Annotated in this window: 20 protein-coding genes; 8 read left to right on the top strand and 12 right to left on the bottom strand. The window is 64.8% G+C overall.

Translation table 11 applies throughout. The features are described from left to right. Window positions 1-438: 438 nt before the first annotated feature. The gene (locus AC6I6S_RS02390) at window positions 439-573 is read right to left on the bottom strand and encodes a DUF7503 family protein (protein ID WP_497948128.1); all 135 of its coding nucleotides are present in this window, start codon (window positions 571-573) and stop codon (window positions 439-441) included. Between the two features lie 309 nt (window positions 574-882). On the opposite strand from AC6I6S_RS02390, the gene AC6I6S_RS02385 reads away from it, so the two are divergent. Continuing rightward, the gene (locus AC6I6S_RS02385) at window positions 883-2529 is read left to right on the top strand and encodes a GTPBP1 family GTP-binding protein (RefSeq protein WP_497948127.1); all 1647 of its coding nucleotides are present in this window, start codon (window positions 883-885) and stop codon (window positions 2527-2529) included. A 162-nt stretch (window positions 2530-2691) separates the two neighbouring features. On the opposite strand, the gene AC6I6S_RS02380 is transcribed toward AC6I6S_RS02385, so the two are convergent. Next, window positions 2692-3345, bottom strand: coding sequence for a hypothetical protein (locus AC6I6S_RS02380; protein ID WP_497948126.1), 654 nt, complete (start codon window positions 3343-3345; stop codon window positions 2692-2694). Window positions 3346-3447: 102 nt separating this feature from the next. Further along, window positions 3448-6591, bottom strand: a complete 3144-nt coding sequence (locus tag AC6I6S_RS02375; protein ID WP_497948125.1) for a type 2 lanthipeptide synthetase LanM family protein — start codon at window positions 6589-6591, stop codon at window positions 3448-3450. Window positions 6592-6790: 199 nt separating this feature from the next. On the opposite strand from AC6I6S_RS02375, the gene AC6I6S_RS02370 reads away from it, so the two are divergent. Beyond that, entirely contained in the window at window positions 6791-6928 is a 138-nt protein-coding gene (locus tag AC6I6S_RS02370) for a hypothetical protein (protein ID WP_497948124.1), read from the top strand. A 50-nt stretch (window positions 6929-6978) separates the two neighbouring features. Here the strand turns inward: AC6I6S_RS02370 and AC6I6S_RS02365 are convergent, their stop codons facing one another. Then, window positions 6979-7668 carry an HAD family hydrolase gene (locus AC6I6S_RS02365; protein ID WP_497948123.1) on the bottom strand — a complete coding sequence of 230 codons (690 nt, stop codon included), beginning with the start codon at window positions 7666-7668 and terminating at the stop codon, window positions 6979-6981. 198 nt (window positions 7669-7866) lie between these two features. Here AC6I6S_RS02365 and AC6I6S_RS02360 point away from each other — a divergent pair, with 198 nt between their 5' ends. Further along, window positions 7867-8007: a hypothetical protein gene (locus AC6I6S_RS02360; RefSeq protein WP_497948122.1), complete on the top strand. Its 141-nt coding sequence runs from the start codon at window positions 7867-7869 to the stop codon at window positions 8005-8007. 97 nt (window positions 8008-8104) lie between these two features. Here AC6I6S_RS02360 and AC6I6S_RS02355 read toward each other — a convergent pair whose 3' ends face one another. The 5 genes from AC6I6S_RS02355 to AC6I6S_RS02335 all read right to left on the bottom strand — a co-directional run bounded on the left by AC6I6S_RS02355 (window position 8105) and on the right by AC6I6S_RS02335 (window position 10612). Beyond that, a complete protein-coding gene (locus AC6I6S_RS02355; RefSeq protein WP_497948121.1) occupies window positions 8105-8593 on the bottom strand; it encodes a double winged helix-containing putative transcriptional regulator in 489 nt (162 codons plus the stop codon). 2 nt (window positions 8594-8595) lie between these two features. Beyond that, window positions 8596-9528: a methenyltetrahydromethanopterin cyclohydrolase gene (mch, locus tag AC6I6S_RS02350; RefSeq protein WP_497948120.1), complete on the bottom strand. Its 933-nt coding sequence runs from the start codon at window positions 9526-9528 to the stop codon at window positions 8596-8598. Between the two features lie 58 nt (window positions 9529-9586). After that, window positions 9587-9796: a heavy-metal-associated domain-containing protein gene (locus AC6I6S_RS02345; protein ID WP_497948119.1), complete on the bottom strand. Its 210-nt coding sequence runs from the start codon at window positions 9794-9796 to the stop codon at window positions 9587-9589. 86 nt (window positions 9797-9882) lie between these two features. Further along, entirely contained in the window at window positions 9883-10194 is a 312-nt protein-coding gene (locus AC6I6S_RS02340) for an MTH1187 family thiamine-binding protein (RefSeq protein ID WP_497948118.1), read from the bottom strand. 58 nt (window positions 10195-10252) lie between these two features. Beyond that, window positions 10253-10612 carry a HalOD1 output domain-containing protein gene (locus tag AC6I6S_RS02335; protein WP_497948117.1) on the bottom strand — a complete coding sequence of 120 codons (360 nt, stop codon included), beginning with the start codon at window positions 10610-10612 and terminating at the stop codon, window positions 10253-10255. Window positions 10613-10818: 206 nt separating this feature from the next. Here AC6I6S_RS02335 and AC6I6S_RS02330 point away from each other — a divergent pair, with 206 nt between their 5' ends. From AC6I6S_RS02330 to AC6I6S_RS02320, 3 genes are all read left to right on the top strand, one after another. Beyond that, a complete protein-coding gene (locus AC6I6S_RS02330; protein ID WP_497948116.1) occupies window positions 10819-11289 on the top strand; it encodes an Lrp/AsnC family transcriptional regulator in 471 nt (156 codons plus the stop codon). 418 nt (window positions 11290-11707) lie between these two features. Next, entirely contained in the window at window positions 11708-11974 is a 267-nt protein-coding gene (locus tag AC6I6S_RS02325) for a DUF7344 domain-containing protein (protein WP_497949288.1), read from the top strand. A 140-nt stretch (window positions 11975-12114) separates the two neighbouring features. Continuing rightward, a complete protein-coding gene (locus AC6I6S_RS02320; protein ID WP_497949287.1) occupies window positions 12115-12951 on the top strand; it encodes an aldo/keto reductase in 837 nt (278 codons plus the stop codon). Window position 12952: 1 nt separating this feature from the next. Here the strand turns inward: AC6I6S_RS02320 and AC6I6S_RS02315 are convergent, their stop codons facing one another. Continuing rightward, the gene (locus tag AC6I6S_RS02315; RefSeq protein ID WP_497948115.1) at window positions 12953-13669 is read right to left on the bottom strand and encodes an Ig-like domain-containing protein; all 717 of its coding nucleotides are present in this window, start codon (window positions 13667-13669) and stop codon (window positions 12953-12955) included. Window positions 13670-13899: 230 nt separating this feature from the next. On the opposite strand from AC6I6S_RS02315, the gene AC6I6S_RS02310 reads away from it, so the two are divergent. Beyond that, the gene (locus AC6I6S_RS02310; RefSeq protein WP_497948114.1) at window positions 13900-14649 is read left to right on the top strand and encodes a hypothetical protein; all 750 of its coding nucleotides are present in this window, start codon (window positions 13900-13902) and stop codon (window positions 14647-14649) included. 62 nt (window positions 14650-14711) lie between these two features. Here the strand turns inward: AC6I6S_RS02310 and AC6I6S_RS02305 are convergent, their stop codons facing one another. Together AC6I6S_RS02305 and AC6I6S_RS02300 are read right to left on the bottom strand one after the other, a co-directional pair. Further along, a complete protein-coding gene (locus AC6I6S_RS02305; protein ID WP_497948112.1) occupies window positions 14712-15683 on the bottom strand; it encodes a phosphoadenosine phosphosulfate reductase family protein in 972 nt (323 codons plus the stop codon). A 97-nt stretch (window positions 15684-15780) separates the two neighbouring features. After that, window positions 15781-16413 (bottom strand): DUF502 domain-containing protein, encoded by a 633-nt coding sequence (locus AC6I6S_RS02300; protein WP_497948111.1) that lies wholly within the window; start codon window positions 16411-16413, stop codon window positions 15781-15783. Window positions 16414-16606: 193 nt separating this feature from the next. On the opposite strand from AC6I6S_RS02300, the gene AC6I6S_RS02295 reads away from it, so the two are divergent. Further along, window positions 16607-17731: an ABC transporter ATP-binding protein gene (locus tag AC6I6S_RS02295; protein WP_497948110.1), complete on the top strand. Its 1125-nt coding sequence runs from the start codon at window positions 16607-16609 to the stop codon at window positions 17729-17731. Window positions 17732-17736 lie beyond the last annotated feature (5 nt).

The following is a 17736-nucleotide window of genomic DNA, read 5'->3' as shown; positions in this document are numbered from 1 at the left end:
GTCGCGGCGATCGATCTCTCTGCGAGGAGAAAACCCCGCCGCAAACGGCGTCCGCGGACGCTTCACGGGCTGGCGGACATCGCGCCCCTTCGGATTACTCAACGGGAGTGAACCCGACACTTTCCACGATCCACCGACGACGCTCGAGCGGGATGTTCCACGAAAATCCGCGCCGGTCAGTAGGTCTGTTCGCATACTCCCGCCCGGCGATTCGAGTCACTCGCGCCCACGTTCCCCACGGCAGCGGGCTGAAAATGACCTAAACTCGCTCGGGTTCGTCGCTTCGAAACTCTGGAACCTCGCACGATGGGCGCGCGACCGGCGCGCAGCTTCAGCCGGTCGTAACGACCGTCGTTCCGCCGTTGACTTTCGTCTCCGCTCGCCGATCGCCTCCGAGCGTCGTCCTTCGATTCCGAAAACGAGTCGCTTCGACGACCGCTACGTGATCGATCCGTTGTTCCCGGTCGGGACCACCCAGTACTGTGAGAGCACGAGTCCGGCCGTAAACAGTGCGTTCATCAGGCGCGGGTGGTCGGCGAGGAACGATCGTAACGTGGTAGTACTGTCGGACATGATGTCTCTCACTTTCCGGGGTCGGCATATACTTAGCTGAGAATGCCCTGAACGACATCGATTAATTCTTTTCCAGGTCGATCGAATACTTTCTATGTTCGAATTTATTGTCGTACGACCCCGTCGCGGCCTCTCGATATAGGCTCGCTTGAAAAGCGCATCCGACGGATAAATACGTTCTTGCAGGAGGAATAACATCCAATTTCGAACCGTGAAAGACGGCGTTCGCGCGTTCACTACGATCGTGTCGGTTGGTACCACGCGAACACGTCGGGAACCCTTTTGTCGGCTGGACCGCTACCCGTTACCATGAGCCGTGACCGGGCTCTGCTCGAGCGGGCCCTGGAACGTGGAGAACAGGACGGCGGTAACATCGAGTTCAAGGAACGACTGCTCCGGAACGTCCACCTGGAGGGCGGTCGCCGCGAGAGTCTGGCGGCACAACTGCGACACCGCGTGCTCTCCGGTGACGGCGAGGCGACCTACGTCGTCGGCGTCACCGACGACGGCGGGCTCGCCGGCATCGATCCCGACACGTTCTCCGAGTCGATGGACGTCCTCTCGCTGCTGGCCGAGGAGGCCGATGCGCACATCGACGACGTCCAGACCTGGGGGATCGAGAGTGCAGCGGAACCTACCGCGGAGACCGAGACCACGGAGACGCGAGAAGGTATCGTCGGCGTCGCGACGATCCTCGAGGGTGCCGTCCTCGAGACCGACGACGAACACATCGTGGTCGGCACGGCGGGCCACGTCGACCACGGCAAGAGCACGCTGATCGGTTCGCTCGTGACCGGCAACGCCGACGACGGCGACGGGGCGACGCGGGCGTTCCTCGACGTTCAACCCCACGAGGTCGAGCGCGGGCTCTCCGCTGACCTCTCGTATGCGGTGTACGGCTTCGACGACGACGGCCCCGTTCGCGTCCGAAACCCGAACCGAAAGGCCGACCGCGCCCAGGTCGTCGAGGAGGCCGACCGGCTGGTGTCGTTCGTCGACACCGTCGGTCACGAACCCTGGCTGCGGACCACGATCCGCGGACTCGTCGGCCAGAAACTCGACTATGGGCTGCTCGTCGTCGCCGCCGACGACGGCCCCACGCGGACGACCCGCGAACATCTCGGCGTCCTGCTCGCGACCGAACTACCGACGATCGTTGCGATCACGAAATCCGACGCCGTCGACGACGAGCGCGTCGAGGAAGTCGAACGGGAGGTCGAGGGATTGCTCCGCGACGTGGGTAAGTCGCCGCTGCGGGTCGAACGCCACGGCGTCGATGCGGCCGTCGACGAGATCGGCGACACGGTCGTCCCGATCGTCGAAACCAGCGCGCTGACGATGGACGGGCTCGAGACGCTCGACGAACTGTTCGACCGCTTGCCGAAGACCGGTAGCGGGGAGGGCGAGTTCCGGATGTACGTCGACCGGAGCTACGCCGTCACCGGCGTCGGCGCGGTCGCCTCCGGCACCGTGATGGCCGGCGAGGTCGAAGCCGGCGACGAACTCCTGCTGGGTCCGATGCCCGACGGCCGCTTCCAGGAGGTGGAGGTGCGCTCGATCGAGATGCACTACCACCGCGTCGACACCGCCCGGGCCGGCCGGATCGTCGGCATCGCCCTGAAGGGGGTAAAAGAGAGCGCGATCGAGCGCGGGATGGTCCTGCTGCCCGCTGACGCCGATCCAAGCCCGGTCCGGGAGTTCGAGGCCGAAGTGATGGTGCTCAACCACCCCACCCGGATCGGCGACGGCTACGAACCGGTTATCCACCTCGAGACGATCGGTGAGGCGGCCCGCTTCACCCCCGAAAACGGCCGCTTGCTGCCGGGAGACACCGGGACGTCCCGGGTTCGGTTCAAGTTCCGGCCGTATCTCGTCGAGAAGGGTCAGAAGTTCGTCTTCCGGGAGGGACGGAGCAAAGGCGTCGGCACCGTCACCGAGGTCTATCCGGCGGACTGAGGGGGCACACGCTACGACCGAGTTCGACAGGGGTCGCGGAGAACACGCTACCGCCGGTCGCCGGTGTCTACGGTGATACGCCGAGACTGTCGGGGTGGCTGCTACCGGACGACGGTGCCCGTCCTCGTGATCCGCCACCGGTCGATCGTTGCGTCCCGTCGATCACTCGGGTTGGTTGTCGTCGTGGACGTCCCGGAGCGCGGGTGACAGTGCCTCTAACTCCTCGATCAGGGAGTCGACTCGCCGCTGCGTGGCGTCGTTCGTGACGGACGGTGCCATCGCCATCGCGTACAGTCGGGCGCGGATGCTCTCGAACAGCAGGTCGATCTCTTCGTCACCGTCGCCGGCTTGATAGCCGAGCTGGTTTATCACGTGGTGGAGACAGATATCCCAGCCGATCGTCGGCTCGCCACCCGATTCGGTCAGCGCGTCCGGAAGGTCCTCGAACTCGTCGTAACACTCGAGGCTCATGCGACTCGCGACGGCTCGCATCCGGAACTGTCGGCGCTCCGGGTCGGGAAGCTCTCGAACGTCCTTCGCGACGGTGTCGACCCACCAGTCGTCGACCAGTCCGCGGTCGGTCAGCCGATTCCAGCGCGAGCGTTCGTCGTTCGTGATCGCCGTGTCACCACAGAGATGCACGATTACCTCGCCGCGATCCATTGAGGGGTCGTGCGCGTAGCGATTGAACACCATCCACTCGGAATCCTCGCGCGCCTCGAGTCGTTCGAATAGCGGTGCGACGTAGGTCCGAACGAGCGCCTCTTCGGCGGCGGCATCGGCAACGTCGAACACGACCTTCGTGACAGGGGTCACGGTTGGACCGTCGCGTCGGTAGAACCTGTATCTTATGGCAACAACCGTCGGAGGTCGCGACCAGAGCGCACAGGAGAGGTGTACCGGCGCGCGACCGGCCGGTCACTCGAGCAACAACACGCAGGGGAGTGCGTCGGGTTCGCGGAGGCGAAGCATCGCGTACGCGATGCCGCTCGTTCCGTTGAACAACGTCGGGTTCGTCACCTCGCGTCCGTGGCCGGGCATCGACAACACACCCCGCTGATCCCGGCGGTGGAGGCAGCGGCCGGCGACCGTCTTCGCATCCCCACTTTCTCGACCCGTCCGGCGCGTCGCCTCGAGCAACGAGATCGCCTGTCCGACGCTCCCACAGCAGAGGTGATCGTACCGGGTATACTCGGCCGCGAGGCTCGCATCGAGCAGTTCGTTCGCGTCGGCGAGCAGGTCGTCGTCCTCGAGAACTGATCCGGCCCCGAGTCGTGCCAACGCGCGGCCGGTTCGGCCGCGACACCACTGGTCGGGGATCCGTTCGGTACCGTCCGGCGTTCGCCCGCCCGGAGATCGTTGCTTCAGCCGCGTCGTTTCCTCCGCGAACGTCTCCCGTGCAACCCGCTCGTAGCGTTCGTCACCGGCGGTCGCGGCGAGTCGAGCGAGCGCGTAGGCGATGCCGCTGCTCCCGTGGGCCATCCCCGGCTCCGGATCGCCCGCACCCGGCCACGGCGGGCCGTCGGCCCCCTCGCGGCGCGCCTCGAGAAGCCGGTCGCCGCAGTCGATCGCGCGGTTCAACGCCCCGTCGTCTCCGAATCGATCGTAGTGAGCGAGTAAGGCGAGTAACACCCCGGCGGTGCCGTCGACGACGTCGAACGCCTCGTCGGCCTCGATTGCAGCGGGTGTCACCCCGCGGGCGTACTCCGTCGCCCGGTCGCGGTAGTCGGGTCGGTCGAGGAGCGACGATGCGACCGAGAGCGCGTACACGATCGAGCCGGTTCCCTTGAGGCCGCCGTACTCGGTCGGGTCGGGTCCGCAATCGGCGGCGACGGCGTCGAGGGCGCCGATCGCGCAGTCGCGAAACCGATCCTCGCCGGTTCGATCGTACAGTGCCGCCGCGGCGAGTCCGATGCCCGCCCGCCCGTCGTAGAGCGTGTTGTCCGCCGGTGAGACGCACAGCTGTGGCACCGTAACGCCGACGTACGAGGCCCACTGGTAGCTCGGCTCCGTCTCGAGGGCGGCGTCGACCGTCGCCTCACCGTACCGGATCGCTTCCGCTTCGAGACGGGTGTCGGTCGCCGCGAGCGATCCGGAGGGGGGAGCCGGGTTCGGGGGCGAGTCCTCGAGCGAGCGGCGAATCAGCCAGCACTGTTTCTCGAGTTCGGCGTCGTCCATCGCCTCGAGACGATCCCGTAGCCGGTCGTAGCCGGCACGATCCGCGTCGACCCCGGTCGGTGTTCCGTCGTGGCGAATCTCCGCGTCGTCGGTGTGGGCGGTAAACCGTGGAACGTCACGCTGTCTGAGCGATCGTCGCTCGGCGGCGTACAGCGGCCAGTACCGATCGGAGCCGACCTGGCCGTCGAAAAACGGCGCCGCGAGCCGTTCGAACTCGACGGAGAGTCGCGCCCCGTCGCGAAGCGGATCCCTCGCGACGCACAGTCGGAGAATCGACCGGTAGATTCCCGTCGACCGCGCGACGATCCGGTTTTCGACGCCCGCGACACACTCCCGGTCGACGATCTCGGAGCGGAACGCGCCCGCGCGGTGGCGCTCGCGGATCGTCTCGTAGGTGTGTCGGAACGCGTCGACGATCGTCTCGACGTACTCGTGCGGTGGGTGATCCGTTCCGTCGGTGCTGACCGTATTCGTCGTCCGGTCGACCGTCGGCGACTCCCCGTGGACGGACATGACGTCCGTGTTTACGGCTCGCACGACCGGTTTGGAGATTTCGTCCAGCTTCGTCGATTCGCTGCCGCTCCCGAGGCCGGCGGTGAACGACGACTTCGGGAGGCCGATCTCGTAGTCGTCGGCGTCGCCGACGTCCCAGGGCAGCAGTGCGGTTCGAAGGACCGAATCGATCGACGCCGCCAGCGCCGCCGTCTCGTAGGTCGCCGCCGCCGGGTCGACGTGGGGGTGGAGCAGCGTCTCCGCGTCGACGAGCGTCGGCTGTTCGCCGGCAGCCACGAGGTTCTCGTACTGACAGTCGGGCATGTCGAGCACGTACGCGACACACAACAGCACACCCGCACGCTGGTAGTACCGCTCGACCGCGGTCGACGTTTCGGGCTCGCGGTACCGCACCAGGCTCATCCAGCCGTAGTCGGAGCGCGGGAGGTACGCCGGCGGGTCGAACGAGGGAGTCTCGAGGTGCTCGTCGAGTCGCTCGAGAACCGTGTACAGCGCGATTCCGGCGTCGACCGGACGAGGTTTGTAGACGACCGTGCCGGATTCGAAGGAAACACGGACGGGAACCTGCCCGCCGGCGTGCGCGTCGTCGGCGAGCGGTCGTATTCCCGTCACGTCGCCGCCGATATCGAACCGGTCCTCGAGCGCCTCCCGATCGGCCTCCAGTCGCTCGAGGACCGTCCGCACCCCCGTCACCCACTGGTCGACGGTGCGAACGAGGAACCTCGCGAGTACCGGATACTCGAGACACAGCTTTCGAAATCCGCCGTCGAACACCGACGTGACGAATCGATCGTAGTACGCCGTTCCCGGCTCGGCGACCTCGTCGGGGTCGGCCGCCGCGAGTTCGGGATCGTGGTACTCGACGAACGCTTTGAATTCGACGTACAGCACACGAACACAGAGCTCCTCGAGACGCGACACGAGCCAGCGTTCGAGTTGCGGGAGGCTGTCTCGTGGCCAGGCATCGCCCGGAATGTCCTCGCGAGCATAGACGGCGATTGCGGTGAGAATCTCCACGAACGGAGTCTCTTCGGGCGTGTCGATCGACCGTCCTACGTCCGGCTGGCTTCGGTGGACGTGATCGACGATCGCCTCCAGGTCGTCGATCCAGCCGGGCAGCGGCTCGTCCGCGGGCCAGTTCGTCGCACCGAACTGCTCCAGCACCGTCGACTCCGTAAACTCCTCGTGGTGCAGTCGGTCGAGAAACGCCGATTCATCGGGAAACTGGTCGATCCACTCGGCGTACACTTCCGTCGGATCGATCGGTGGCTCCTCGCCCGGTTCGTTCGCCGGTCCGGCCAGTCGCTCGTGAATCGTTCGCGCTCGCCCGGCGATCACGCGTTTCTCCGCGGGCGATAATCGGTCAGTCATCGACGGGTTCACCCCCATCCGACCGACGGGCACCGACCCGGCCGGTTCCGAATGCGTTCTGTGTCGTGATCTCGGCGCGCCTCGGGCGAATGTTCGACACTGTCCAGCCCATTGGTACTGGTGTGGGACAACACCATTATAACAATAACCTATGGATGTTGCCAAAAGATATATATTTAGATGGTGTAAACAGGATTGTATGTCGATAGCACTCGACACGGCAGACGGAGTTGAAAAGGACGCGTACGACAACCAGTTCGCCGACAACCACAGGGTCCGTGACCAGAAGGTAAGCACCTGTACCGCCGGCGGCAGCCCGTGTCTCACCTGCGACTGATCCCACCAGAGCCACCGATTTTTCTGTACCGCGTCTCGGTAAAAGAGCGTTCAGTACCAGGTTAACGTCTCGAACGCCGTCAGCGACTCGAGAACGTAGTCCGGTTCCGGATCGGGCCGGTCGGGGACGACCCCGTCGTCGGGCACCCACACCGACTGGACCCCCGCTGCCCGCGCGCCGGCGACGTCACTCGTGAGCGAGTTCCCCACGTAGACGGCCCGGTCCGGCGTCGACTCGAGGGCCTCGAGAGCCACCTCGAACGGCTCCGGATCCGGCTTTGCGGCGGTTTCGTAACCGGCGCAGACGACCGTTTCGAACGCGTTCTCGAGGCCGGCCGCCTCGAGTTTCTCGCGTTGCATCACGGGGTCGCCGTTGGTCACGAGCCCGAGTCGGTACCGATCATCCTCGCCGACCGCGTCGACGGCCTCGCGGGCGCCCGGCAGGTGTTCGACCGCCCGCTGGTCCCGAACCTCGCTGAACGCCTCGGCGACGCGCTGACCGAGCTCCCGATCGTGACCCGCATCGACGGCAAGATCGCCGAAACACCGCACCCGAAGGTCGTGAATGTCGGCGCTCGGCTCGAGGTAGTCGTCGTAGCGGGCGTAGTACTCGCGAGCGGTGAACACCGGCGAAACGTCGGCGCGGTCGAATGCGGCCTCGAGCACCGTCGTCGCATCACGACGGTAGTCACAGAGAGTGCCATCGAGGTCGAACAGGACGGTATCGATCGAAGCGGTCATCGTTTCGAGGGATATCGGAGTTCCCGATACGTAAATCGTTACGACACGCCACCACCGAGAGTAGCCGCGGTCGCCGGTCGAAAATCGAAACGAAACCACTCAAAATAACTGGTAGTACGATATTTATCGCTCCGTACCCGCCCAAAGCATATGGTAATTAGCAAAAGTAATATATTGTAGCGCCGTCATTTGCCGTGTATGTCGATAGCACTCGACACGACTGACGGAGTTGAAAAGGACGCCTACGACGAGCAGTTCGACGACAACCACACGGTCCACGATCAGAAAGTGAGCACGTGTACGTACGGCGGTCGCGGCCTGTGTCACACCTGCGCATAGAACGCGGCTTCGGGCATCATGCCGTCTTTTTTGGACCAAGCAGTCCACCTTCGGTAGTGCGCTCCGTGCGCCGACCGGGTGCCTAACCGCGATACCCTTACGCTCGCCGATACCGTCCGTCGACGCGGTCGGCGAGGTCGAACAGGACGGCCCACTCGAGCAGCCTGCGAACCCGTTCGCGCCAGACGTCCTCGAGTCGAGCGCCGTACTTCCGGCGCTCGTACTGGGGAATCTCCTCGCGGAAGCGCTCGAAGACGGTCGCCGTCTCGAGCGGTTCGTCGGCGTCGGCGAGGATCTCGAGCACCGCGTCGGCGCCGTAGACGCGTTCGCGAAACGCCCGTTTGAGGGTCTCCGGCTCCGGGTCCTGTCGGACCCGAGTAAAGCCCGATGGCCCCTCCGTCGCGAGCTCGAGCGCGCGCAGGAAGGTGAGCCAGGTCCGGGCCTCGTCGCGCGGCGAAACGTCGGTGCGGCGCATGATCCGGGCACAGCAGTCGTCCTCGTCGCCGGGGACGAGCGGCACCGCGTCCTGGACCTCGGCGACGAACGCGAGGTCGGCGGGGGGATCGGGAACGAGTTTGAATCGCACGGCTACAGGCCGAACGACTCGACGAGGACGTCCTCGCTCGTCTCGCCGTAGACGTAGGTGGGACCCCCGAGAACGTCGATGGTTACCTTCGCCGGACCGAACAGATCCGCCGGAAGCTCCGCGAAGTCCCACTCGAGGTCGTCGAACACGTCGGCGAGCGGGCGCCCGTGCTCGTCGGCGGCCGTCGACGGCACCGACTCGAACGCCTCGAAGTCCTCGCGAACCACCAGGTGGGCCGTCCCGCCGTAGGCGAGGGCGTCGTTCGTGCGTCCGATAGCGGTTTCCTCGTCGCCGGCAACGGGCGCCACCGGCGCTCTCCCGGTCGCCGAGACGATGTCGATCGGGTCGTAGCCGAGTTCGGTGAGCCGGAACGTCGCGAGTTCGGCCACGCGGGCGGCGTTGCTCACGCTGCCGGCGACGCTCGCGGTGGGAAACGCGAGGAGGAAGACGCCGTTGGGGTCGACCTCCGCTAGCTCCGCGACCTGGTCGGCGGCTGCGGGCGTCGGCTCGCTGTCGCTCTCGACGGCCAGCGCCGTCAGGTCGAAGGCGTCTGTGTAGCCGACCTGACGGAACTCCGTCTCCTCGGCGACGAGCGCGCGGGCGGGACCGCTCCCCAGTCCGTCGAAATCCGCGGTCGTAAGCTCCCAGCTCGCCTTCTGGGAGCACAGTAGCGCGAGCGCCGGCTGATCGGTCGACAGCTCGACGTGCGGGATCGGCGCGCCACCGATCTCGGCAAGGTCGCGACCCGGCGTCGCCATCCCTGCCGTCTGGATCTCCGTGAGCAACAGCCCGGCTTCGATCCCTCCGTCGAACTCGAGGCCGAAATCGATGACAGTCGCCTCGTTCGTGAGTTCGTACGCCCCGATGTTCAGCTCCTCGGCGTACTCGAGGGCCTCGTCGACCAGCTCGATCGCCATCCGGTTTAGGCTCTCCATACCGCAGGGTTCGCCCGCCCGCCTAAAACAGTTTGTCAGTTTCGCGCGGCGGTTCCGTTCAGGCCACAACCTCGTAGCCAGCGTCCTCGATGGCACCGCTCAGCGTGTCGGTGTCGACGCGGGCCTCGTCGTGTTCGACCCGAACCTGATCGTCCGCGTGGCTCGCCGTTACCGACGAGACGCCCTCGAGCGCCTCGAGCGTCTCGGTCACGTTCTCCTCGCAGCCGCCACAGGCCATTCCGGTTACCTCGAGTGTCGTCTGTTCCATGGCAGTGGCTACCGGATCCGGACTGTTGAACGTTGTCGTTTCGCCCGCAGGCGTTCGGAGGACCGCGGCCGGCGGACCGCCGTCGGTTAGTCGCGGTTTCTGGCTTCCCGCCCGAGGTGGCTCTCGACCGACTCGACTTTTTCCCGGGCGGAGCCGTCGCTCGCTCGCTTGTCGTCGATCTTCAACAGCGTGCTCACCCGGTCGCCGTCGACGGCCTCGTGGGCGGCCTGGGCCGCGGCGAACAGTTCGCCGATCTCCTCGGCCTCGATCGTTGTTCCCATCGGCGTCGTCTCGTAGCTCACGTCGTACGCCTCCAGCGCGTCGACGGCCTTCGCGACCTCACTCGCCATGCTCTCTTCGGTTACGGGCGCCGTGCTCAGAAAGCCGATCACTGCCATGACTATCCCGTCTACGTCGGACGAAAAATAGCTGTCCGTCGTGGCTCCGCGGCCGGGCCTACTGTGTTCGAGGTCGGCCCGGGTCCGGGCGTTCGCCCGGCGGGTAGATGAGGATCTCTCCGGTGGCGTAGACGTACACCGCACACTCGAGGGCAGTGAACGCGACGTGGCCACCCGTTCGTTCCGAACCGTCCGCCTTCGAGCGGAACAGTCGCTCGAGGGCGTCCGGATCGATGCTGTCGTACAGGGAGAACTCTCCCTGCGAGACGTCGACCTCGGTGATCGATGCCAGCGCGTGAACGATCGTCGCGGTTATCGTTGCACTGCCGTCGGCGTCGTAGTGGAAGACGTATCGGTCGTTGGTCTGGTCGTACTGAAGCTCGGTGCGCTCGTGGGAGGAAGGACGTTCCGTTTGCATTGCGATACTCTGTTGTTCAATCGTCCAGTTGCCGGTAACATGCCCCAGTATAAAAACTAACCGGGGCCGAAATCGGTTTCGAATCACATAGATCAAACGTGTTTGACTGTCGGTTTCAACGATACGTCGCCACGACTGAGGCGGTCGGAATACAGGAGAGCGGACTGCCCCCAGTGTTCATTCGGGTGGCGAGCGTGTGAACTGCTATGATCGAACTGGACGAGGTGGACCGCGGTATCTTGCACATTCTCCAGGAGGACGCCCGAGAAGCGACCGCGGCAGCGATGGGCAAGCGGGTCGGCGTCTCGGCGAGTACCGTCAGAAACCGGATCTCCCGGCTCGAAAACGCGGGCGTGATTCGGGGCTATCAGCCGGAGATCGACTACGAACAGGCACAGTATCAGCTCCACATTCTGATCGTGTGCCAGGCACCCGTCGCGAAGCGGTCGGAGCTCACCGAGGCCACGCTGGGAATCGAGGGCGTCGTGACGGTTCGTGAGATGCTCACCGGAACGCACAACCTTCACATCGAAGCCGTCGGCACCGATTCGGAAGCGATCGATCGAGTCACCGGCGGGATCACCGACCTCGGTCTCGCAATCGACTCGGTCAACGTGATCAAGACGACACACGTCCAGCCGTTCGACCACTTCGGCGCGGAAAACGCCCTCGAGTGAACTCGCGAGTGGCGATCCGACCCGCCTTAGAACGTCTCCCGTGGCTCCATTGCGGAAGTCCACACCGATCGGGGTGAATCGCTGTTGAAAACGCAGCCTCGCCTGCCCTCGTTCGAGCAAATTCCATCCGACTGTGTCGCGTAGTAAGCGACAAAGTTGCGGATTCAAAAACGACAGACCATGAGCGAGTTTCAAAACCAACCGAAAATTGCAGCCCGGTGTACTGTCTGTTCGAAGATCCATACTGCACGGCAGTTCGACGACGGGTCTGTGCACCTCATCGGTCAGCGAAACCGCTGTCGGTGCGGTGGGACCGAATTTCGCCCCATTTCCGCCCCATGAGCAGCGACGCGTACCCGGTGTGTGAGGAGACGTTGTTCCGGTTGCTCTCGGCACCACGACGGCGAACGCTACTGTCCTGTCTCGCTTCCCCCGATGGCCCCGGACGGTCACCACGCTCGCCGCCGTGATCGCCGCCGAGGAACGCGGACGGCCACCGACGGAGATCTCGGAGGACGATCTCGAGCGCTGTCGCGTCCTGTTACACCACTCGGATCTGCCCCGGCTGTGTGACGCCGGACTCATCGTCTACGACCCCGAACGAGAACTCATCGAGACGGCGCCACGGTTCGACGAAACGGACGTTCGGTCGCTCCTTGAGGTGGCGGCCGAGGATCGTCCGTAATCGCCTCAGTCTACCCCGAAGCGAAGTCAGTGTCCCTCCTGATCGTCACGGTGAGAGACGACGACGGCAAGACGGGCGGCGATCCGGACCTGGTATCCGCAACCCGAACCGATTTTCCGCTGGTCGTCCACCGTTCGGATATGGTCTCTCTGGAGGAGCTATCCGCAGACTACTGTCCGACCGCGAACGGCATGCCGATGCTCGGCCTCGGCACCTGGCAGAACACCGACGCCGAGCAGTGCGTCGAGAGCATTACGACCGCTCTCGAGACCGGCTATCGGCACATCGACACCGCCCAGGCCTACGACAACGAGGACCTGGTCGGCGAGGGGATCGCCGCCGCCGACGTCGACCGGGAGGACGTCTTCCTCGCGACGAAGGTCTGGAAGTCGAACCTCGCCTACGACGACGTCCTCGAGACCGTCCGCGAGAGCCTCGAGCGCCTCGGCGTCGACTACCTCGACCTGCTGTACGTCCACTGGCCCGCCGAGGCGTACGACCCCGAGGACACCCTCGCGGCGTTCGACGAACTGTACGACGACGGGCTGATCCGCAACGTCGGCGTCAGCAACTTCGAGCCGGAGGATCTCGAGGTCGCCGCGGGAACCCTCGACGCACCGATCTTCGCGAACCAGGTCGAACTCCACCCGATGCTCTCGCAGGATCACATCCGCGAGGCGTGTGCCAACTACGACATCGAGGTCGTCGCCTACTCGCCGCTGGCCCGCGGCGCGGTGTTCGACCAGCCCGAGATGCAGGAGATCGCCCGCAAACACGGCGTCAGCGAGGTCCAGGTCAGCCTGGCCTGGCTGCGCGAGAAGGGCGTCACCGCGATTCCGAAAGCCACCGGCCGGGAGCACATCGAGGACAACTGGAAATCGCTGGCGCTCGAACTGGACCAGGAGGACGTCAACGCCATCGATGCCATCGACGCGACGAGCCGCGAGGTCGACCCCGCGTTCGGCCCCTGGAACTGAGCTACCGGTCCGACAATTCGTCGAGGAGCAGGCTTCCGCTCGGGGAGACGCAGGCGACGAGGACCGTTCGTTCGTCGCGGTCCGTGTACTCCCACTCGTATCGTTCCGACCGCGTTCCGTCGAGCACGATCTCGAACTCGTACGTGCCCGGTTCCCCGACGGCAGTATCGTGACGAGCGCCGGCGACGTCCTCGAGTGCGTACGAGTCCTCGAAAACCGGTCCATCCGGCGCGGAAACCGTCGCCGTCACGTTGTACTCTTCGGCTGCAAAATTCAGCACCCGAAACCCGTAGCCCGGTTCGCCGCGGTTCCGCGGTGGGTCTCGAGACTCGATCCGCGCCCGATCGATGGTGACGACCCGCCGTTCGTCGACGAACAACGGAAAGAGGTGGACGTCTATCTCGCCAACGGCCTCCGACGTGAACCCCTCGCGAACGCGCTTACTGCCGCCGCAGTTCGCCAGCGCGTAAAACCCGTCGTCCATCTCCCGGAGGTGGACGCCGTCACAGCCGATACTGATCTCCGTCGTCCGATCGGAGAGCGCCGCGTTGTGGAGTTCGGCCGCCGCGTACGCCTCGGCGAACTCGCGGGCCGTCTCGGCGGTGAGCGGGTCCGGTATCGCCGCGTGGTCTTTCGGCTGGGCGCGACGCGACAGGCAGCCACTTAGCGAGAGGCCAACGGCCGAGGCGGTCGTCGCGAGGAGGGCTCGGCGATCCATGCGTGACAGTACGGTGACCACACATATGTCACATTTGGAGACTGAAATGCCGCCTTCACCCACCGACAACGACACGAGGCCGAGCGGGACCTGCCGTCGTCGCTGTCACCTCGCCATCTGAGAGTCGAACTCGAGGCCACAGCCAAGACTCGTTGTCGAGCACCATACGTATATAAAAATAGGACGTTTTAGCAGGAAAGTTTACGGTGAACCAGTATTTCTGACTGAGTATGGCTACCCGCACGCGCACTCGTGGCGGGGGTGGCGTCGTCGGCGCGGTGAAAGTCGACATACAGCGGCTGCACGGAGCGTGGATGGAACTCGTCTTTCCTCGCCAGCGCGGCCGTGGCCACTCCGTCATGGGCAAGTGGAAACCCGAATCGACACCGCAGAAGGTGGGGTATCACGGCTGGAGCGCCCTCGGCGCGGTCGGGCTGCTCTTGCTCTACCCGCTGACCGTTCTGGGCCTCGCGACCAGGTTCTACGCCGTCAAACTCGACACGACCATCACGCGCATCGGCGTGGCTGGCGTGACCGGCCTCGCGCTCGTCGTCTGGGGAGCGCTGACGGCACTCGCCCATCTCCAGTTGCCGTACGACGCCTTCCTGGCGATCGCGGCGGCGAGCGCGGTCGCGACGGTCTCGACGGCGCTCGCGGCCGGCTTCTCGAAGGTCGGCGGCCGCGGAACGTCCACCCTGCTCGCCTACCCCTTCGCGATGACCGCGCTGTTCCTGCCGCCGGTCGTCGCCGCGCTCGTGACGCCCTCCCTCGAGGGCTACGTCCTCGAGCCGAGCTACGCCTTCGCCGTCTGGCTGCTCGACACCGTGTTGGTCGTCGGCGGCGCGAACGAGTACCTCCGGGCGAACTACGAACTTGTGGGCGCGGCCTACGCGGTGATGTGGGTCGGCGTCTCGTTCCCGCTTGGCTGGTTTTTCGGCGTGCTCGTGGGGCTCGCGAACCTCGTCCGGCCGTCCCAGTAACGCCGCCGCTCGAAGGCGGCGACCTCGAAAAACGAACGCGGCTCAACTCGTTTCTGCAGCCGTTACATGTAGCCCAGATCGCGCAGGCGCTCCATCAGGTCCTCCTTGTCCTGGGCGCGGCCCGCGCGCTCGGTCGTCCCCTCGAGGTCCTGCAGCCAGGCCGGATCGTCGACCGTCTTCTCGGTGCTGATCTCGCTGCCCAGCGAGCGAAAGCCTTCCCAGTACTTCGGCGAGACCGGGGTGTCGGCGGGCTCAAGATCGTCCGGCAGGTCCTCGGAACTCTCGGGAACGTAGCCCTCGTCGGGGAACTCGGCGACGGTATCGGGCACGACGAAGTTCCAGAACGCCTCCCAGACGGCGGCCTCGTCGAAGTGGAGGATGGGCTGGACGCGGTCGTGGGGCGGGTAGATGTCGGGGTCGTGGCGCGGCGAGAAGAACGTCTCGTCGGCGCGGGCCTCCTGTTCGTCCCAGCGGACCCCCGAGAGGATGCCGTCGACGTCGTGCTCCTCGAGGGCGTCGTTGAGCGCGACGGTCTTCAGCAGGTGGTTGCCGGCGTAGGTGTCGAGCAGGAACGGGAAGGTGTCCTCCTCATACTCGAGGATGTTCTCGACGTGGTGTTGATTGTGCTCCGAGAGTTCGGAGATGTCGATGTCGTCGCCGGGCGTGAGGTCGTTTGCCTCGACGTACTCGCCGATGTCCTCGTTGCGGGCGTAGTAGACCTCGAGGTCCCACTTCTCGGCCCAGTTGTCGACGAACTCGTGGATCTCGTCGAAGTGCTGGTAGTGGTCGATGAAGATCGCCGGTGGTACCTCGAGATCGTAGCGCTCGGCAACTTCCTTGACGAAGTAGAGCACGAGCGTCGAGTCCTTCCCGCCGGTCCACATCACCGCGGGGTTTTCGTACTGCTCTAAGCCCTGGCGGGTTACCTCGATCGCCTTCTCGATCTTGTCGTTGATGTGTGGATAATCTTCGGGGTCTTCGCCTTCACCGTCTGAGTAGTCGACGTCGACGTAGTCGGGAAAGTTCTGGGGCATCGCTGTGTAATTAGATATAATTACATCGGTTAAACCGTTTGGGGCGGCGGAAATCTCTGTCGGGACGTAACTACGAAATAGTATATATCTCTGGTGGTCAATCCTCCCTCGTCTCGTCGGTCGCGACGCCGAGGGTGGCGATCGAACGAACGGCTTCCTCGACGGTGAAATCCACGTCGTGGACGTTCTCTACCGGGACGTGCATCACGAACCCGTTCGTCGTCGGGTTCGGTCCCAGCGGCACCATGACCGTCTGCATCTCCTGGCCGTCGATCGCGGTTTCGATGGTCTCGGGCGTATCTGCCGTCAGAAACCCGAGCATGTAGGCGTCGTCGTGGGGAAATTCGACGATTTTCACCTCTTGGAACTGCTCGGTGTCGTCGTCGACGAGCATATCGCTCGCCCTTCGGACGGTCGCGTAGATGGTGCTGACGCCCGGAATCGACTCCATGGCGTTGTGGACGGCTCGAGAGAATCGCTCGCCGGAGGTGAAATCGGCCACAACCCCGACGAGAATAATCGTGCCGACGAGCGAGAGCAGCGTCGCTAGCTGGAGTACCGCCCGTGGCGGTTCGTTCGGCCAGAGATAGGCCGCCGCGAGGACGACCGGTGCCAGGATGTTCAGGATAAAGTTGAGCACGAAGCTGAGAACCGCGATCGTCACGACGAGCGGGATCGTAATCGCGACACCGTTTATCAGCCAGCGGCGAACGGTGGCGTACGTGGGCATGCGATTCGACACGGGGGTTGGGTAGGAAACTGTTCGGATTGCACAGTCCACCGATGTCACTGTCGCCTTCCCTGGCGGCCGAGAGCCGGCGACGCTGACATCAACAGGACACACTGTCTTTCGTCCAGAATATTCAGAGAAAACACTACACGCGGATGGATTAATGTGCATCACCGCCCATATATAACGGTAGATGACGCACGTTTCGTTACAAAACGTCAGTAAGTATTTCGACGGCGGGGAGACTGTCGCGAACTATCGCGTCAATCTGGAGGTCGAAGACGGGGAGTTCCTCGTCTTCCTCGGACCCTCGGGCTGTGGCAAGACGACGGCGCTGCGGATGATCGCGGGCCTCGAGCAGCCCTCGGAGGGTGCCATCTACTTCGACGACGAGCGCGTCGACGGCCGCTCGCCGAGCGCTCGGAACGTGGCGATGGTGTTCCAGAACTACGCGCTGTACCCTCATATGACCGTCGCAGAGAACATCGGCTACCCGCTGAAAGTTCGGGGAATGCCACCCGACGACCGGGACAAACGGGTCGAGGAGGTCACGGAGCTCCTGCATATCGAAGACCAGGTGGACAAGAAGCCCGGGGCGTTGAGCGGCGGCCAGCGCCAGCGGGTCGCGCTCGCGCGCGCGATCGTCAGAGAGCCGTCGGTGTTCCTCCTCGACGAGCCGCTGTCGAACCTCGACGCCAAACTCCGCCAGGAGATGCGGATCGAGCTGAAACGCCTCCAGAACGAACTCGATATCACGGCGATCTACGTCACGCACAACCAGGAGGAGGCGATGGGGATGGCCGACAGGGTGGCGGTCATGAACCGGGGGACGATCCAGCAGGTCGCGCCGCCGAAGGAGCTGTACGACCGCCCCCGGACGGCGTGGGTCGCCCGGTTCATCGGCTCGCCGCCGATGAACCTGTTCCGGGGAACCCGGCGAAACGGATCGATCGACCTCGGCGAGGCGGGGACCGTCGAACTGGGCGAGCTACGAGCCGCCGTCGAAGCAGGCGGCGGAAACGACTCGAGTGCGGCCAGTGCTCCGACGACGGACGTACGCGGCGAGGTTGCACTCGGCGTCCGCCCGGAGAACCTGACCGTCTCTACGACACCTCCGTCGTCGCAGAACACGATCCGGGGAACCGTCGACACCATCGAACCGCTCGGCGAGTACGACCTCGTCAACGTCGTCGTCAACGATCAGATCGTGAACGCGAAGATGCCTGAGGCGACTGTCGGTCGGGGGGATACCGTCTACCTGACGTTCGACGACGGTGACGCCTACCTGTACGACGACAGCGGCGAGTTGGTGGGCTGACATCG

It is taken from the genome of Natrononativus sp. DTA114, from assembly GCF_059736515.1.
Note: the sequence above shows the minus strand (reverse complement) of the source record. Positions and strands in the feature narration are given on the sequence as shown.

Coding starts and splice junctions, on each gene's coding strand:
- AC6I6S_RS02345 (WP_497948119.1), bottom strand. CDS start 9,796: ATGGAACAGACGACACTCGAGGTAACCGGAATGGCCTGTGGCGGCTGC.
- AC6I6S_RS02365 (WP_497948123.1), bottom strand. CDS start 7,668: ATGACCGCTTCGATCGATACCGTCCTGTTCGACCTCGATGGCACTCTC.
- AC6I6S_RS02385 (WP_497948127.1), top strand. CDS start 883: ATGAGCCGTGACCGGGCTCTGCTCGAGCGGGCCCTGGAACGTGGAGAA.
- AC6I6S_RS02305 (WP_497948112.1), bottom strand. CDS start 15,683: ATGCCCCAGAACTTTCCCGACTACGTCGACGTCGACTACTCAGACGGT.
- AC6I6S_RS02300 (WP_497948111.1), bottom strand. CDS start 16,413: ATGCCCACGTACGCCACCGTTCGCCGCTGGCTGATAAACGGTGTCGCG.
- AC6I6S_RS02370 (WP_497948124.1), top strand. CDS start 6,791: ATGTCGATAGCACTCGACACGGCAGACGGAGTTGAAAAGGACGCGTAC.
- AC6I6S_RS02310 (WP_497948114.1), top strand. CDS start 13,900: ATGGCTACCCGCACGCGCACTCGTGGCGGGGGTGGCGTCGTCGGCGCG.
- AC6I6S_RS02360 (WP_497948122.1), top strand. CDS start 7,867: ATGTCGATAGCACTCGACACGACTGACGGAGTTGAAAAGGACGCCTAC.
- AC6I6S_RS02295 (WP_497948110.1), top strand. CDS start 16,607: ATGACGCACGTTTCGTTACAAAACGTCAGTAAGTATTTCGACGGCGGG.
- AC6I6S_RS02390 (WP_497948128.1), bottom strand. CDS start 573: ATGTCCGACAGTACTACCACGTTACGATCGTTCCTCGCCGACCACCCG.
- AC6I6S_RS02335 (WP_497948117.1), bottom strand. CDS start 10,612: ATGCAAACGGAACGTCCTTCCTCCCACGAGCGCACCGAGCTTCAGTAC.
- AC6I6S_RS02330 (WP_497948116.1), top strand. CDS start 10,819: ATGATCGAACTGGACGAGGTGGACCGCGGTATCTTGCACATTCTCCAG.
- AC6I6S_RS02320 (WP_497949287.1), top strand. CDS start 12,115: ATGGTCTCTCTGGAGGAGCTATCCGCAGACTACTGTCCGACCGCGAAC.
- AC6I6S_RS02340 (WP_497948118.1), bottom strand. CDS start 10,194: ATGGCAGTGATCGGCTTTCTGAGCACGGCGCCCGTAACCGAAGAGAGC.
- AC6I6S_RS02375 (WP_497948125.1), bottom strand. CDS start 6,591: ATGACTGACCGATTATCGCCCGCGGAGAAACGCGTGATCGCCGGGCGA.
- AC6I6S_RS02315 (WP_497948115.1), bottom strand. CDS start 13,669: ATGGATCGCCGAGCCCTCCTCGCGACGACCGCCTCGGCCGTTGGCCTC.
- mch (WP_497948120.1), bottom strand. CDS start 9,528: ATGGAGAGCCTAAACCGGATGGCGATCGAGCTGGTCGACGAGGCCCTC.